This window comes from Eubacterium sp. SB2 (assembly GCF_001244405.1).
Classification (GTDB): Bacteria; Bacillota; Clostridia; order Lachnospirales; family Lachnospiraceae; genus Faecalicatena; species Faecalicatena contortus_B.
On the sequence record NZ_LN865150.1, the window covers coordinates 194,856 to 210,010 of the forward strand.

14 protein-coding genes and 1 tRNA gene are annotated in these 15,155 nt (G+C 47.0%); 6 read left to right on the forward strand and 9 right to left on the reverse strand.

Going from position 1 to position 15,155, the window contains the following annotated elements; genetic code table 11:
• Window positions 1-64 precede the first annotated feature (64 nt).
• Window positions 65-1,990 carry a 1,4-alpha-glucan branching protein GlgB gene (gene glgB / locus BN1938_RS04120; protein WP_050639383.1) on the forward strand — a complete coding sequence of 642 codons (1,926 nt, stop codon included), beginning with the start codon at window positions 65-67 and terminating at the stop codon, window positions 1,988-1,990.
• Between the two features lie 123 nt (window positions 1,991-2,113).
• Window positions 2,114-3,040 (forward strand): helix-turn-helix domain-containing protein, encoded by a 927-nt coding sequence (locus tag BN1938_RS04125; RefSeq protein ID WP_050639384.1) that lies wholly within the window; start codon window positions 2,114-2,116, stop codon window positions 3,038-3,040.
• A 135-nt stretch (window positions 3,041-3,175) separates the two neighbouring features.
• Here the strand turns inward: BN1938_RS04125 and BN1938_RS04130 are convergent, their stop codons facing one another.
• The 9 genes from BN1938_RS04130 to BN1938_RS04170 all read right to left on the reverse strand — a co-directional run bounded on the left by BN1938_RS04130 (window position 3,176) and on the right by BN1938_RS04170 (window position 11,711).
• Window positions 3,176-3,802, reverse strand: a complete 627-nt coding sequence (locus tag BN1938_RS04130) for a V-type ATP synthase subunit D (RefSeq protein WP_025654109.1) — start codon at window positions 3,800-3,802, stop codon at window positions 3,176-3,178.
• A 68-nt stretch (window positions 3,803-3,870) separates the two neighbouring features.
• Window positions 3,871-5,238 (reverse strand): V-type ATP synthase subunit B, encoded by a 1,368-nt coding sequence (locus BN1938_RS04135; protein ID WP_050639385.1) that lies wholly within the window; start codon window positions 5,236-5,238, stop codon window positions 3,871-3,873.
• Between the two features lie 16 nt (window positions 5,239-5,254).
• Window positions 5,255-7,021, reverse strand: a complete 1,767-nt coding sequence (locus BN1938_RS04140) for a V-type ATP synthase subunit A (RefSeq protein WP_050639386.1) — start codon at window positions 7,019-7,021, stop codon at window positions 5,255-5,257.
• Window positions 7,014-7,601: a V-type ATP synthase subunit E gene (locus BN1938_RS04145; RefSeq protein ID WP_242843802.1), complete on the reverse strand. Its 588-nt coding sequence runs from the start codon at window positions 7,599-7,601 to the stop codon at window positions 7,014-7,016. Before BN1938_RS04145 ends, BN1938_RS04140 begins: the two co-directional genes overlap by 8 nt.
• A gap of 49 nt (window positions 7,602-7,650) precedes the next feature.
• Window positions 7,651-7,959, reverse strand: coding sequence for a V-type ATP synthase subunit F (locus tag BN1938_RS04150; RefSeq protein WP_025654113.1), 309 nt, complete (start codon window positions 7,957-7,959; stop codon window positions 7,651-7,653).
• A gap of 1 nt (window position 7,960) precedes the next feature.
• Entirely contained in the window at window positions 7,961-8,392 is a 432-nt protein-coding gene (locus BN1938_RS04155) for an ATP synthase subunit C (RefSeq protein WP_050639387.1), read from the reverse strand.
• Between the two features lie 14 nt (window positions 8,393-8,406).
• Window positions 8,407-10,353: a V-type ATP synthase subunit I gene (locus BN1938_RS04160; RefSeq protein WP_050639388.1), complete on the reverse strand. Its 1,947-nt coding sequence runs from the start codon at window positions 10,351-10,353 to the stop codon at window positions 8,407-8,409.
• The gene (locus tag BN1938_RS04165; protein WP_050639389.1) at window positions 10,350-11,396 is read right to left on the reverse strand and encodes a V0D/AC39 family V-type ATPase subunit; all 1,047 of its coding nucleotides are present in this window, start codon (window positions 11,394-11,396) and stop codon (window positions 10,350-10,352) included. Before BN1938_RS04165 ends, BN1938_RS04160 begins: the two co-directional genes overlap by 4 nt.
• Window positions 11,397-11,399: 3 nt before the next feature.
• Complete coding sequence (locus BN1938_RS04170) at window positions 11,400-11,711, reverse strand: hypothetical protein (protein WP_050639390.1); 312 nt, start codon at window positions 11,709-11,711, stop codon at window positions 11,400-11,402.
• A 342-nt stretch (window positions 11,712-12,053) separates the two neighbouring features.
• Between BN1938_RS04170 and trmB the strand changes: the two genes are divergently transcribed.
• The 4 genes from trmB (at window position 12,054) to BN1938_RS04195 (ending at window position 15,076) form a co-directional block, all read left to right on the forward strand.
• Complete coding sequence (gene trmB, locus BN1938_RS04175; protein WP_050639391.1) at window positions 12,054-12,704, forward strand: tRNA (guanosine(46)-N7)-methyltransferase TrmB; 651 nt, start codon at window positions 12,054-12,056, stop codon at window positions 12,702-12,704.
• 292 nt (window positions 12,705-12,996) lie between these two features.
• Window positions 12,997-13,308 carry a thioredoxin family protein gene (locus tag BN1938_RS04180; RefSeq protein ID WP_050639392.1) on the forward strand — a complete coding sequence of 104 codons (312 nt, stop codon included), beginning with the start codon at window positions 12,997-12,999 and terminating at the stop codon, window positions 13,306-13,308.
• A gap of 298 nt (window positions 13,309-13,606) precedes the next feature.
• Window positions 13,607-13,679 (forward strand) — tRNA-Lys (locus BN1938_RS04190).
• 203 nt (window positions 13,680-13,882) lie between these two features.
• Window positions 13,883-15,076 carry a YibE/F family protein gene (locus tag BN1938_RS04195; RefSeq protein WP_050639394.1) on the forward strand — a complete coding sequence of 398 codons (1,194 nt, stop codon included), beginning with the start codon at window positions 13,883-13,885 and terminating at the stop codon, window positions 15,074-15,076.
• Window positions 15,077-15,155 lie beyond the last annotated feature (79 nt).

Genomic DNA, 15,155 nt, shown 5'->3' on the forward strand with positions numbered 1-15,155 from the left:
CTTTCCTTTTCCGGTCATATCAAGTATAATTGAACATATAAAATACGAGCAGTGAGGTGGGCTTATGGGAAAGAATAAAACCGTACAAAAGAAAGTGAAGCCTTATGAAATTGGGGAATTAGACCAGTATCTGTTCGGCCAGGGGACACATTATGAGATCTATAAAAAGCTTGGTGCCCACAAGGTGACAGTGAGGGGAAAAGAAGGAGTTTACTTTGCGGTATGGGCGCCGAATGCAAGGCGTGTGTCTGTAGTGGGTGACTTCAACGAATGGGACTTTGAAGAGAATTATATGGAACGACAGGAACCCGAGGGAATCTATACCTGTTTTATTCCCGGGGTTCAGGACGGGGATTTATATAAGTTCTGTATAGAGACTATCCAGGGAAAACGGCTCTTCAAGGCAGATCCATTTGCCAATTATGCGGAGATGCGTCCGGGGACGGCTTCCAGAATTACAGACATTTCGCATTTGTCATGGACGGACGGCGAATGGATGGAAGCAAGGAAGGACTGGGACAGCAGGCAAAATCCACTGGCTATTTATGAGGTGCACCTGGGTTCCTGGATGAGACATCCGGGCAGGGAAGACGAAGGGTTTTACACCTATAGAGATTTTGCCAAAGCCATTGTGAAGTATGTGAAAGAGATGGGGTACACCCATGTAGAGCTTATGGGGATGGCAGAACATCCTTTTGACGGCTCTTGGGGATACCAGGTGACCGGATATTACGCGCCTACATGCAGGTATGGTACGCCGGAAGATTTTGCTTATATGATTAATTATCTGCACCGGAATAAGATCGGGGTTATCCTGGACTGGGTACCTGCACATTTCCCGAAGGATGCACATGGGCTGGCTGATTTTGACGGCACGCCTGTCTTTGAGTATGCGGATCCTAAAAAGGGAGAGCATCCGGACTGGGGCACTAAGATTTTCGATTATGGCAAACCGGAGGTTCAGAATTTCCTGATTGCCAATGCGCTGTTCTGGATCGAGCATTATCATGTGGACGGTTTGAGAGTAGACGCGGTGGCGTCTATGCTTTATCTGGATTACGGCAAGCAGGACGGACAGTGGGTAGCCAATAAGTACGGCGGCAATCAGAATCTGGAAGCAATCGCATTCTTCAAGCATTTGAATTCCGTTGTTCTGGGCAGGAACCAGGGTGCGATGATGATTGCAGAGGAATCGACCGCATGGCCGAAAGTGACAGGTTCTCCCGAGGATGACGGGCTGGGATTCAGCCTGAAGTGGAATATGGGCTGGATGCATGATTTTACAGAGTATATGAAGCTGGATCCGCTGTTTAGGAAGAATGCACACTATCAGATGTCATTTTCTATGGAGTATGCTTACAGTGAGAACTATATACTGGTGCTTTCGCATGATGAGGTGGTGCATTTAAAGTGCTCCATGCTGAATAAGATGCCGGGGGAAGGCTTTGATAAGTTTGCAAATCTGAAGGCAGCATATGCGTTTATGATCGGGCATCCGGGGAAAAAGCTGCTCTTTATGGGACAGGACTTTGCTCAGCTTAGGGAGTGGAGCGAAGAACGGGAACTGGACTGGTTTTTGCTTTCCGAGGAGCCGCATCAGCAGATACAGAGATTCTACCGCGACCTGCTTCATTTATATAGGAAGAACAAAGCGCTTTATGAGCTGGATGCGGATCCGGAAGGGTTCGAATGGATCAACAAGGATGATACGTTCCGTAGTATTTTCAGTTTTGTTAGGCATTCAAAGGACAATAAAAAGAATCTGTTGTTTGTATGCAATTTTACGCCGGTTGACAGGCCGGATTACCGGGTTGGCGTTCCGAGACGGAAACAGTATAAGCTTGTATTGAACGGTGATGATAAGGAGTACGGCGGAAGCGGTGAGGAGAGACCTTTGGTTTATAAGGCTGAGAAACAGGAATGTGACGGAAGGAAGTATTCTTTTGCATATCCGCTGCCGGGATATGGGGTTGCGGTATTTGAATTTTAAAGTTAAATATATAAAATTTGGTACCGAACATGGCTGAAAATAGTTATTGTGCGGTACCTCTTTTATATGGAAGGCTGATGAATTAAGAAGATAATGTGATAATACTTTTGGAGGAGAATTGTGATGGGTGGGAGTAAAAGGGAATGTATTGAATTCCGGTTTTATGAAAAGCCTGATCAGGAGCCGGTTCTGACATTGACGGGGAACAGCTGGAACCGCGATTACAGCAAAGGAAATAAAGAACTTCATTTTCATAATATGGTAGAGATAGGATATTGCCATAACGGTAAGGGCCAGGTGGTATTAAACAAACAGTACCATGATTATAAAGAAGGGACATTTACCTTTATTCCGCAAAATTATCCGCATTCAACTAACAGTGATATCAGGAGCCATTGGGGATTTCTGTATTTTGATGCAGAGGAGCTTATATTAGAGGCATTCAGCAGCAATCTGTATAAAGGGGAAAAGTTACGGACGAGCATTACAACAGATGCATATGTACTTTCTATAAGTGAGGAACCTTATCTGGGAAATCTGGTATTAATGGTTTTCGAGCTCGCAAGCCAGGGGGGGATCTACTCGAAAGATTCTATCCGATGTGCATTAATGAATATCATCTTTCTAATATTACGCATAAAGGAAGCAGGTGTGCAGTCTTCCGGTTCTGCAGAGAGGAGCAAGATTATATCTGCCTTAGAGTATATAAGCAAGCATTATACTGAGGAGATTATGATAGGGGATCTGGCAGAATGCTGTCATTTAAGTGAAACGCATTTCCGGAGGCTTTTTCAAACGGACATGAATATGACGCCTGTGGAGTATATTAATCTTATTCGTGTACAAGCTGCATGTGACTTGATGAAAAAAGAAGACTGCCAGATGGAGCAGGTGGCTGTCCGGACAGGATATCAGACGATGTCTACTTTTAACAGAAATTTTAAGCAGATTATTGGGATAAGCCCATATCAGTGGAAAAAACAGTTAACCTCAAACGTCAGAGGGAGAGGCAGATACCGGGTTCATGCGAAAAAAGGTTGGGAATTTTAAATTGGATGTCATTTTATGGAGAGATCGGGCCACAGACGCTTATGCCATTTAGTTCACAAGCAGGATACACCTGAGGGGAATTAAAGGAGGGTAAGTTTTGGCGCATATTAGGTAAAAAAGGAGCGCTGACAACAGTCAGGCTCCTTTTTTCTGTTTCATCCGCTTGATAACCTTCAGCCGGGTGAAATCCTCACGCTCCTTCTCTTCCAGTGCATTCGTAATACTATATACAAGCTTAGAATACATAGGAATCGTGATATTCTGCAGCGCATTTGCCCGTTTCTGAGTCTTCTTAATATTAGCCGCTAGGCGGTAGGCCGCATTTTCTACCATAGAAAGCTTTACGGTCAGGTCTTTAACCTTGCGGAAGGCCTCGGTAGCCAGGTCGATGGATTCTTTGGTTGTACTGAAAGAATACGTAGGAGCATTATTTCCAGGTACATATTTTACATGGGGGATCTCAGTTCCCATAATACTGCGGGTTTGTATTGTGATGGAGTTCTCAATAGGCACAGTATAGGCAAGCTGCGATACCATGCTGATCCCATGCTCAATATTGGCTCTCTGCAGACACTGGTATGCATAAGTGAACGTGGTGTCGATCTCATCTTGTATACCTCGGGCCTCATCAATCAGATTCATCAGTTCACGGATAAGGATATTCCTTTTTTTATCCATCAGGTCGTATCCCTGTCTTGCAAGAGCCAGAGAATTCTTTGCCAGCATGAGATTTCCTTTGGTGGGGAAGGTACGTGGATCCATGCAGTTCCTCCTTTTAACACTTGATTAGTCAGAATATTCTGAATATGGAGCTCATTGGGGTCAGACCCCTAATAGTATTTGTCGAGAATCTTCGTGTCGATACGGTCCAGTTCTTCTCTTGGCAGCAGTCTGAGCAGTTCCCAGCCAAGGTCGAGTGTCTCTTCCATGCTGCGGTTCTCGTTCGGTCCCTGACCGATGTACCGCTCTTCAAATGCTTTTCCGAACTCCAGATACTTTTTATCGGTCGGCGACAGCTCATCCTCGCCGATGACGGAAGCCAGGTTTCTGGCGTCTCCTACTTTGGCGTAGGCGGAGAAGAGCTGGTTCGCCAGATCCTGGTGGTCTTCTCTGGTGTAGCCCTCGCCGATGCCGTCTTTCATCAGACGGGACAGGGAGGGCAGGATGTTGATGGGCGGATAGATGGACTGGCCGTGCAGCTCTCTCTCCAGTACGATCTGGCCTTCCGTGATATATCCTGTCAGGTCGGGGATGGGATGAGTGATGTCATCATTTGGCATGGTCAGAATCGGGAGCTGGGTTACGGAGCCGTTTACGCCCTGTACGATGCCGGCGCGCTCGTAGATGGTGGCAAGTTCGCTGTAGAGGTATCCGGGGAACCCTTTACGGCTGGGGATCTCCCCTTTGGAGGAGGAGACTTCACGCATGGCCTCGGCAAAGGAGGTCATATCGGTCAGGATGACCAGGATATGCATGTTCTGCTCGAACGCCAGGTATTCGGCGGCGGTGAGCGCAACTTTTGGCGTGATCAGACGCTCCACAACCGGATCGTTTGCGAGGTTCAGAAACATGGCTACGTGGTCAGCAACGCCGCTTTCTTCAAAGGTACGGCGGAAGAAGTCGGCTACGTCGTGTTTGACGCCCATGGCGGCAAATACGATGGCAAATTGTTCATCGGTATCATCCCCCAGAGAAGCCTGTTTTACAATCTGGGCCGCCAGCTGGTCGTGGGGGAGCCCGTTTCCCGAGAAGATCGGGAGCTTCTGTCCGCGGATCAGTGTGGTCAGGCCGTCAATTGCGGAGATTCCGGTGTGGATATAGTTTCTCGGGTATTCCCGCATGACCGGATTCAGCGGGAGGCCGTTTACATCCCGCTTTAATGTGGATACAATGGGCCCCAGGTCATCTACGGGCTGCCCGATACCGTTGAAGGTGCGTCCCAGCATATCCGGGGACAGGGCAATTTCCATGGGGTGCCCGGTAAGGCGGGTATGTGTATTCTTGAGGGACATATTTTCGGAACCCTCGAAAACCTGAATGACTGCCTTGTCCTCATATATCTCCACAATACGTCCGATTTTGCGTTCTGAGCCGTCTACAACAAATTCTACAATTTCATCAAAAAAGGCGTCCTGAACGCCCTCCAGTGCTATCAGAGGGCCATTGATACTGCTGAGTCCCAAATATTCTATTGACATGAGATTATTCCCCCTTTTAAGCATTTTTCTCCAGCACACGCTGATAGAAAGCATCGATATCACGTCTGTACTGTGCGAACATTTCCAGCTGGTCGTTAGGTACATCATATTTAATTGCAATGATTTTATCGAAAATATTCTCTGACTTCAATACAGACATTGGATGCCCCATGGTTACGAGTGAACGGGATTGTTTATAAAGATATAAAATAATGTCCATCATCAGGAATTGTTTCTCCATGGATACGCAGGTATCATCCTTGTGAAATGCATTCTGCTGCAGAAAACCAAGCCGGATCACGCGGGCGATTTCCAGAACCAGTTTCTGGTCATCGGGCAGCACATCGCTTCCGATCAGTTTGACAATCTCCAGAAGGCTGCTCTCCTGGTTCAGGAGAGCCATCAGGCGGTTACGGTAGTCTACAAACTTTGGAGAGACATGATCCTGATACCAGGGAGCCAGATCCCCGAGATATTCGCTGTAGCTGGTCAGCCAGTGGATAGCCGGAAAATGTCGTGCATAGGCCAGGCTCTTATCCAGACCCCAGAAACAGCGGACAAACCTTTTGGTATTCTGTGTAACCGGCTCGGAGAAATCACCGCCCTGTGGGGAGACCGCACCGATGATGGTTACAGACCCGTCGGTTCCATTTAAATTGTGCATCATGCCCGCCCGCTCATAGAAGGCGGAAAGCCTGGATGCAAGATACGCAGGGAATCCTTCCTCTGCAGGCATCTCTTCCAGACGGCCGGAGAGCTCTCTGAGAGCCTCTGCCCAGCGGGAGGTGGAGTCTGCCATGATTGCCACATCGTAGCCCATATCCCGGTAATATTCCGCCAGTGTCAGCCCGGTATATATACTGGCCTCACGGGCAGCAACAGGCATGTTGGAGGTATTTGCAATCAGCGTGGTTCTGTCCATCAGCGGATTGCCGGTCCTGGGGTCGGTCAGTTCCCCGAATTCTTCCAGGACCTGGGTCATCTCGTTGCCGCGCTCCCCGCAGCCGATGTAGATGATAATATCTGCGTCGGACCATTTTGCAATCTGATGCTGCGTCATCGTCTTGCCTGTACCGAAACCGCCGGGAACGGCAGCGGTGCCGCCCTTGGCGATCGGAAACATGGTATCGATAATACGCTGGCCCGTGATCAGGGGCGTGGATGCAGGAAATCGGTGATGAGTGGGACGGGCCGTGCGGATCGGCCAGTGCTGTGTCATGGTCAGTTTCCTGAGTGTTCCATCGGATAGCTCCAGAGTCACCAGGGGTTCATCGATCGTGTACTCGCCGTCTTCTGCGGTATCAGTTACGGTTCCTTCCATATTGGGGGGAACCATGCATTTATGCAAGATGGCATGGGTTTCCGGGACCTCCGCTATAATATCTCCGGCATGGAGGTAATCCCCCTTAGAGACGACGATGCGGGCCGGCCATTTTTTGCTGCGGTCCAGCGAATCCACGCTCACACCGCGGGTGATAAATGCGCCGCTGTTCTCAGCAATCTTCTCCAGGGGGCGCTCAATTCCGTCGAATATATTGTTTAGTATCCCGGGAGCCAGAGTGACGGAAACCGCACTGCCGCTTGCGATCACCTCTTCCCCCGGGCAGAGTCCCGATGTCTCCTCATAGACCTGCACGGTGGTCAGGTCCTTGTCCAGAGAGATGACCTCTCCGACCAGCTTTTCCCTGCCCACGTATACCATTTCCGACATGCGGAAACCGGTATTGCCTTTCAGATAAATGACGGGGCCGTTAATTCCATATATAGTTCCAGTATTAAGCAATGCCGTCACCTCCTAAAAAGACAAACTTATCATACTCATTCCGAAGAGCCGTCTTAAATGAATTGTCGATCAGAATATTACGGCCTCTGATGACTGCCCGTATTCCGCCCATAAAATCCTCCGCACTTACCGTAAGCCGGGTGCCCAGAGCATCCTCCAGATCGGAGCGCCGGGCCTCGTCGGAAGGGTTGATATAGATAACCATAGCTTCCCCTGCGGCAAAATGAACGGCATTGCGGATACATTGGATCAGGTAATCTTCGTAAGCTTCTGTCTTCATATAATCGTGAACTAAAGCAACTGTCTCAGCAAAGATCTTATCTTTCAGATCCTGCTGGACCTTTCCCAGCATGCGCTTTAGTTCCAGCTGTGATCTGGCCATGGCCTGGTTCAGCTGCTGTCTGGCATTGACGGTTTCAGCCTTGATGCGGGTCTCGGACTGGCCAAGCGCCTCTTTTTTATGATCTTCAAATACCTGCTCCAGCGCTTCACGGTAGGAATCTATGATAGCGTTTCCCTCAGCCCTTGCTTCTTTCATAGAGGCGGACCGCAGGTGTGCGATTTTTTCTTCCAAAGTCAAGAGGGGTACCTCCTTCTATAATTCATATCTCTGCTTGTTTTAAGTTGATCTACAGTTTCAGCCCAATGGCCTCGGTAATATAGGATGTAATAAAGTCTTTTTTACGGCCGGTTCCGTGCCTGTCAGGAATTTCAATCAGCAGGGGCATCTTCCTTTCCAGACGGAATTCATCGATCATGTCCGGAAACTCTCTTCCAAACTTTTCCGTCAGCAGAACGATCCCCACTGTCTCATCCTTAAGGACCTTCTGCAAGGCCTCCTGGAGTTCCCCGCGCTCGTGGACGACTACTCCGTCCACGCCTGCAAGGCGCATTCCTGTATAGGTATCGACATTATCACTGATTAGAAACATCTTCATATCAAAGTTTACCGAGGATCATGAAGGAGATGATTAATCCGTAAAGACATACACCTTCTGCAAGACCTACGAAAATAAGGGACTTACCAAGCACGCTGGAGTCTTCGCTGATTGCACCGAGGGCTGCACTTGCAGCGCTTGCTACGGCAATACCTCCGCCGATACAGGATAAACCGGTAACCAGAGCGGCTGCGAGATAGCCAAGTCCTGTCGCCGTAGAAGCCGCAGCGGCAGTTGTCTCAGCCGCATTCACTTCTCCGCCAAGCATCATGATGGATGCGATGGCAAACGCACCAAAGAAAAAGAATGCATTTACGCCAATCGTCCTTTTAAAACGCTTTTTGTTCTTCTGTCCGATTAAGTAATAGCCAAATGGGATGATGATACTTAAAATTAAAGCTGCGATAAAAACGATTTTTGTTGCTAATGTCATAGTGATAGTCCTCCCTACTTCTTTTTGGTTTTATTTGATTTATTCGTATAAGGATCAAAAGCTCTTCCGCTTCCCTTGTAAAAACGGCTGAACATCTCGTAGTATTCCAAACGCAGTACCTGAATCCCGACAATGAGTCCCTCAAAGCCGCATACAAACAAGTTGCCCAGAACGATGACCACCCAGTTGGGCGATCCGTTTTCTGCTCCTGCCAGGATCAGGACAACCTCCATAATCGCGGCATGGCTGACGGCGAAGGCGCCGATGCGGACAAAGGAGAGCGTATTGGAAAAGTAGCTGAGAAGGGTCTCGAACAATTCAAAAAATCCCTGAATCAGAAACATTCCTGCACTTTCTTCCATTGCATCCGCCCGCTTCTGGATTTTTCTTGTAATAGGCTCCTTAAATAAAATCAACAGCAGCGGAATACCGAACATGACAGCCATAAAAATGGCGCCCGGAGTCTTATGCCCTGTCATAAACAGGACGATCGTGATTACAACGGAAAGATAAAATACAAATCCGGCAAGGCCGTTCGCGTCAAACCAGATATTTTCCAGGTCATGGGACCGTATGGCATTGACAATATGCAGGATCATGGCCGCCAGTATGATCCCCATGCCGAAGGCCACCGAAACAATAAAAACGGTATTCAGTTTACCGATAAACGGAAGCGTTGTCATATGGTCAATCGGCCGCAGCCATAATGGCTGGATGATGTCTTCAAATCCGAAGATACTGCCGAACATGAATCCAAAAATAGTAGAGAAGATGCCGGCCGTTGCGATAATACCGGCTAAAGGCGCCTTTCTAAAGTGATAAATCAAACTGCCTCCAATGAAAAGCAGAAGTCCTTGTCCCACATCGCCGAACATGATGCCAAATATGAGAGAATAGGTCAGGCCGACGATAATGGTGGGGTCCATCTCATTATGGGAAGGAAGTCCGTACATCCGGATAAACATCTCAAAAGGCTTGAATATTTTGGGATTTTTCAGCTTGGTGGGCGGCTCTCCGAAATAAGTGCTGTGGTCGTCCTCCACAACAACAAAAATCTTGTCGTCGTATCTGGTTTCTTCCAGGAACATCTCCACATCGTCGTCGGCCATCCAGCCGCACAGGATATAATAATCTTGTTTATGATCTTCCATGCGGGCAGCCATTTTCCGTACATCGAAGTTATTGGCCAGCTCTTCCAGCCGGTTCTTGGCTGCGATCAGCTGAGGAGCGCGTGCGGAAAGCATCTCTCCTGTTTTCCTGTCCAGTGCTTCAATCTCCTGCCCGGAGTCGTAGATTTCCCGTACCAGCATGCGGTATTCGTCCATGGGGGTTCCCTGCAAATCCCCGGGCAGTTCCATCTTCTCAAAATGCAGAGAGCGGAAAACCGCGTCAACTTTCTGGGCTTCTCCGGGTGATACAAAGTAGGCGCCATACACATGGCTTTCATCCCGTTCTCCCTCGACAAAGATTGCGTCCAGGTCATCCAGCAGGTACTTTTCCATCTTGTGATAGTACTCTGCGGGAATCCGGCCGAAACGGTAGGCGATATATTTATAATGCAGTATTTCATCCAGTTCGCAGTCCAGCGGTTTAAATGGAGCAACGATTTGTTGCCTTTTGCGGAGTTCCTCAATCCTGCTTTTCAGATTCTCCTTCTTATCCTGCATTTCCATATAGTCACTGTTTGCCATGCGTACAACTTTGAACATCTCTTGCAGGCTGAGAGACTCATCTGGTTCGACCTCGTCCGCATTCTGAAGATATCCGGTAAATTGTATGGCCTTGTTCAGGGCATCCCGGTAAGGGTTGATCTCTACAAAAGGCTTTAGATTATCGACTGTTTTAAGCTCTGAAAGTGCGGATTCCAGCTGAATCTCATATCTGGACAGATAGAGGTCGGTTATACGGTCAATATCATCTCTTGGACCGGAAATATTGACAAATTTCATTTTCACTATCATTGAGTTCTACCTCCAACGTACGCTAACGTTTCGCCGGGGGAAAGGCCGTAACGGATACATTCCAGGGCGGTTGTCAGCTTTTTAAGCTCTTCTTCTTTCAGGAATAAATACGTATTAACAGTGGCAATAGAATAAGGGTTGCGCCTTCTGTCCACAGTATACAGGTGATAAAGGCAGTCAGAATACATCTGTTCGATCGTCAGATTCTGCTCAAAATCATAATGCCGTGTATACGAAGTCCTGCGGACTGCCGCATAAAACTCTTCTATATTAGAGGCTTCAGCAAGTTCCTTGATAAGCTCTGTGGAGATTTTGTAGTGGATCGGGATTAAAAGGGAATATATATCGGCAGCCGTCATCTCATAATATTTTTTAGCCCTGTAGATCCACTGCAGATTTAGAAGGTCTATTTTCGAACCGCAGTCCCTGGTGAAGATTTCAAGTTCTTTTTTCTTCAGCACTCTTTTTCTGTCCTTCCATAATGTCGTAAAATAATATAAGTCGAGGGCCAGGTCGTAGTCAAATAAGGTGACGGACTGCGAGTCACGCAGTTTATGAAGGGGCTCATAATATTCCGTACCCTTTAAATTCTCTACGAGTTCATCTGTTGTTCTTGAGGTGATCAGCTTTTCTATAGAAATTTGTGAATACCGGTCAAAAAAAGATTGTTTATAACTCAGGTCAAATGGTTCAGTATAATGGTTAATCACAATTCGGAAACAGTAGTTAATCAGATCGATTTCATATCGCTTTAGATATAATTTTAAAAACTTTCTTTGTTCTATGGTGGAGAATCGGTAGATCTTTGAATAGTCCCGATATAAAGAGCGGATCAGAACCTTTTCAATATCTCCGCGGTGAAGATGCTCTTCGTCAAGCTCCTTCAGGATATCCGCGTAAGCGGAATTCTCTTTTAAATAGGTACAGACTTCCGGCACACTGTGAAGGCTGGCGATCTCTTCAAACTGCTCCGGCTTTAACAGCCTGGCCTCCATGGCGCGGATCTTGGTCACGATACCGCTGTATACTAGTAAATTTCCCATAGGCTATACCTCTGTAATCCGTTTTAGAATCATCTGGGCATAAAGTGTGTGCTTTTCTTCATATTCTTTCTGCAAAGCCTCGATAGAATCCGTATTGGCGCTGCTCTGGCAGGCAAGAAGTTCTGCCGTATTGCGTTCCAGCTCATCCCGTATTTTTTTGATTCTGGCCTGCGTCTGTGCCTCCAGATCATCATCAAACCTGCGGCGCATCCCCCGGAATTCATCATCCAGGACTGCTTTCTGCGCTTCTGCGTGTTCTACGACAGCCGCGGCAGCAGCTTCTATTTCAGATAATTTCTTTACAATAGAGTCCATAGTCTGCCTCCTGTGATTCGTGGATTGTAGTTGTTATTATAATACACCTTTTTTCAAAAAATGCAAGTTCGGTTAATGTCATAATTTGTCTAAAAAATGTAATAAAATGTTGACTGTTCCTTACTGTTTACAGGTTTGCCTGTGAACAGTAACAACGGCATCAAACGATGAACGGTTACATCAAATGTGCTTTGACCTTAACCTATCAGCGTGATATTATATTTTTTACAAAAAGAGGATTGATTTTTGGCTGTACTGTATTATACTTACCATAAAAGAAAATAAAAAACCTGGTTTGAGAGAAGTAAGGGAAAAAGACGAAATAAAAAGGAGCAATCTATTATGAGGTTAAGGAATGTACCACGTGCCGAGGGAACGATACAGAACCATCCGGCTGTGATTAAACGCCCGGAGGCACAGAAAGGCTGTTGGCGGCAGGTTTTTGGCAATTCAAAACCCATCCATATTGAGATCGGTATGGGGAAAGGCCGTTATCTCTTAACGATGGCATCTCTTCATCCGGATGTAAACTTTGTGGGAATTGAAAGATATACAAGCGTTCTGCTCCGGGCCGTAGAAAAGTTTGACACGGAGGAGTTCAAGATGCTGAAAAACATCCGTTTTGTGTGCATGGATGCGCGGGATGTGGCCGAGGTTTTTGCACACGGTGAGGTGGAGCGGATTTATCTGAATTTTTCTGATCCCTGGCCAAAAGCCAGGCATGAAAAACGGCGTCTGACATCCCATGAGTTTCTGGAACGCTATGAACAGATTCTTGTGCCCGGCGGGACACTGGAGTTCAAGACAGACAATACGGAACTGTTTAACTTTTCCCTGGAACAGGTGAGGAGTTCGTCATGGACTCTGGAACATTATACATACGACCTGCATCATCACGAGATCATGAACGAAGGAAATGTAATGACCGAGTATGAGGAAAAATTCTCTGCCAGGGGAAATCCCATCAATAAGCTGATTGCGGTAAGAAAATAGAAAAGTGAAACTCGGGAAGACGCAGTTTTTAGAAAAACTGTGTCTTCTTTCACATTTCGGCGGATCGTACATATTATAACTGTGAGGAGATGTAAGCCTTATACGGGCAGTCAGGAGTGGATATGCGGGGAAAAGGATGGAAGGATTTTATTTGTCGCAAAATGTATTGCAGGCCGGACCTGAACCGTAAGTTAATGTGTCTGAAGCGATCATTTGACGAAGTATGTGATATTTTGAATAACGGCAGCAAGTGCCGTGGTAAATAAATTGCAAAGGAATGTAGGTGCTGACAATGAAAATCAGAGTGACTGCGAAAAATTACCCACAGGAGGTTCTGAGGTCGGAAACGCCTGTATTAGTCGAGTTTTTTGCTGTTTGGTGCGGAAAATGCGCCATGATGGAAGATGTTGTGGATGAGATCGCCGAATTATACGACGGCAGGGTCAAAGTATGTCAGATCGAGATTGACGAAAGCGAGACCCTGGCGGCGGAATTTGAGGTTGAAATTGTTCCGACATTTGTTGTATTCAGGAATGGAGAGCCGGTATCGGCGGCAAGCGGAGTACTGGCAAAGGAAGTACTGGAAGAGATGATCGGGATGTAGGGAATTGAGGGGGACGCTTTATGACAGGGATGCCGGGAAGGTGCCGGGGCTATATATGCCGCTGCAGCTTCAAGGCATCCCTGTCGTTAAGTTGGTGTATCCGGGCGGAAGGAGAGACTGTATCTGCTGACTGGGCCCCCGGACAAGAACGGCTCATGGACTGGCGGGAAGTGAGAAATATGCTAAAAAATTTGTTGAATAATTGAAAAAATTAAAAAAAGTACTTGCATTTTTTTATCTGTTCATATATAATACTACTTGCGTCACCTGTTAAAGGTACTGCAAACACAATAGATAAGCGCGATTAGCTCAGTTGGTAGAGCACCTGACTCTTAATCAGGGTGTCCAGGGTTCGAACCCCTGATCGCGCAGTTGGAAATCACTGTTTTTGAGAAGTTGGAGTCTCGGGGACGGTGGTTTTTTTGTATTGAGGTTCTGGATGATGGAAAATATAGGGACAGGCGGCAGATTTACCGCTTATCCCTTTTTTAATCCGCATTTCATATGGCTTTAACGTTTCTCCTCTATTATAAGAAGGATAAAATTCTTAACGGACTGGGAAAGGAACGGGGTTATGGCAAAGCTAAAACGGGAAGCGGACAAAAAGTTAATAAATAAAGGTGCGGGCAGCTGGTTAAAACAGCATCGTGCGGAATGTATTACGATCCTGTTTATATTAGGTTTTATGATATCTGTGCTGATATGGAACAGAGGGATACAGGATAAGTACCAGCATTACAACAATACAAACATAACGTATGAAAAAGGAATTGTTACAGAGGTGAAGAATGACGGGCTGACGGTGGATGAGACGGACAGCGGGCGGTATCTTGGTCTGCAGTATGCAAATATTCGGATTCTAAGCGGTAAGTATAAGGGCAGGATTGTGGAGACAGATAATTATCTGACCGCCTCCAACAATATCTATGTGGAAGTGGGAACCCGGGTTATTGTTTCGCAGGATGAACCGGAGGATACGGAACCATATTTTGTGATCTATAATTATTACCGCTCCCCGGCTGTCTATGGAATTCTACTTGTGTTCGCGTTTTTTATGATGCTGATCGGGGGCAGAAAAGGGCTGCGGGCGATCCTGGGGCTGACGTTTACGCTGTTCGTGATTGTGATGTGGATGATTCCGGTCATTTATCTTGGGTATTCTCCTGTTATGGCTTCGGCTGCAGCTGTGGTTATTACCACAACCGCCGCATTGCTTCTGCTGAACGGGGCCAGCAAGAAAACATTGGCGGCAATCTGCGGGACCGCGCTGGGAGTGGTTTTGGTGGGGGTTATATTTGCTCTGTTCGCGGCTGTGCTGCATGTGTCCGGATACAATACGGATGAGACAGAATTCATGGTTCTGATATCCCAAAATACGCACTTGCAGATTGCAGAGGTCCTGTTTGCAGGTGTACTGATTGCTTCTCTGGGGGCTGTGATGGACGTGGGGATGTCAATTGCTTCGGCAATATTTGAAGTGCAGAGTGCGAACCCGCAGCTCAGCAGAAGGGAGCTGTTCCGGTCCGGAGTTAATATTGGGAAGGACATGATCGGAACTATGAGTAATACGCTGATTCTGGCTTTTACGGGAAGCGGACTCAGCACACTGCTTGTGCTGACCGGGTATGGGATTAAGTACCATCAGCTGGTCAGTTCTGATTTTCTGGCAATTGAACTTGGGCAGGGGCTCTCCGGGACAATCGCGGTCATTTTGACGGTGCCGGTTACTTCAGCGGCTGCATCTGTCCTCTATAAACGGACGAAGTAAATGTTAAATAAATATACAAAAATTTTAATTTATTATTTAAAAGATTAACAAGGGCTTAACTGCATAATGATGCTCCTCT

What these genes read in the sequence shown, in the direction of transcription:
- BN1938_RS04180 (WP_050639392.1), top strand. Translation starts at nt 12,997, where the DNA reads ATGAAAATCAGAGTGACTGCGAAAAATTACCCACAGGAGGTTCTGAGG.
- BN1938_RS04125 (WP_050639384.1), top strand. Translation starts at nt 2,114, where the DNA reads ATGGGTGGGAGTAAAAGGGAATGTATTGAATTCCGGTTTTATGAAAAG.
- BN1938_RS04195 (WP_050639394.1), top strand. Translation starts at nt 13,883, where the DNA reads ATGGCAAAGCTAAAACGGGAAGCGGACAAAAAGTTAATAAATAAAGGT.
- glgB (WP_050639383.1), top strand. Translation starts at nt 65, where the DNA reads ATGGGAAAGAATAAAACCGTACAAAAGAAAGTGAAGCCTTATGAAATT.
- BN1938_RS04135 (WP_050639385.1), bottom strand. Translation starts at nt 5,238, where the DNA reads ATGTCAATAGAATATTTGGGACTCAGCAGTATCAATGGCCCTCTGATA.
- BN1938_RS04130 (WP_025654109.1), bottom strand. Translation starts at nt 3,802, where the DNA reads ATGGATCCACGTACCTTCCCCACCAAAGGAAATCTCATGCTGGCAAAG.
- BN1938_RS04170 (WP_050639390.1), bottom strand. Translation starts at nt 11,711, where the DNA reads ATGGACTCTATTGTAAAGAAATTATCTGAAATAGAAGCTGCTGCCGCG.
- BN1938_RS04165 (WP_050639389.1), bottom strand. Translation starts at nt 11,396, where the DNA reads ATGGGAAATTTACTAGTATACAGCGGTATCGTGACCAAGATCCGCGCC.
- BN1938_RS04155 (WP_050639387.1), bottom strand. Translation starts at nt 8,392, where the DNA reads ATGACATTAGCAACAAAAATCGTTTTTATCGCAGCTTTAATTTTAAGT.
- trmB (WP_050639391.1), top strand. Translation starts at nt 12,054, where the DNA reads ATGAGGTTAAGGAATGTACCACGTGCCGAGGGAACGATACAGAACCAT.
- BN1938_RS04160 (WP_050639388.1), bottom strand. Translation starts at nt 10,353, where the DNA reads ATGATAGTGAAAATGAAATTTGTCAATATTTCCGGTCCAAGAGATGAT.
- BN1938_RS04150 (WP_025654113.1), bottom strand. Translation starts at nt 7,959, where the DNA reads ATGAAGATGTTTCTAATCAGTGATAATGTCGATACCTATACAGGAATG.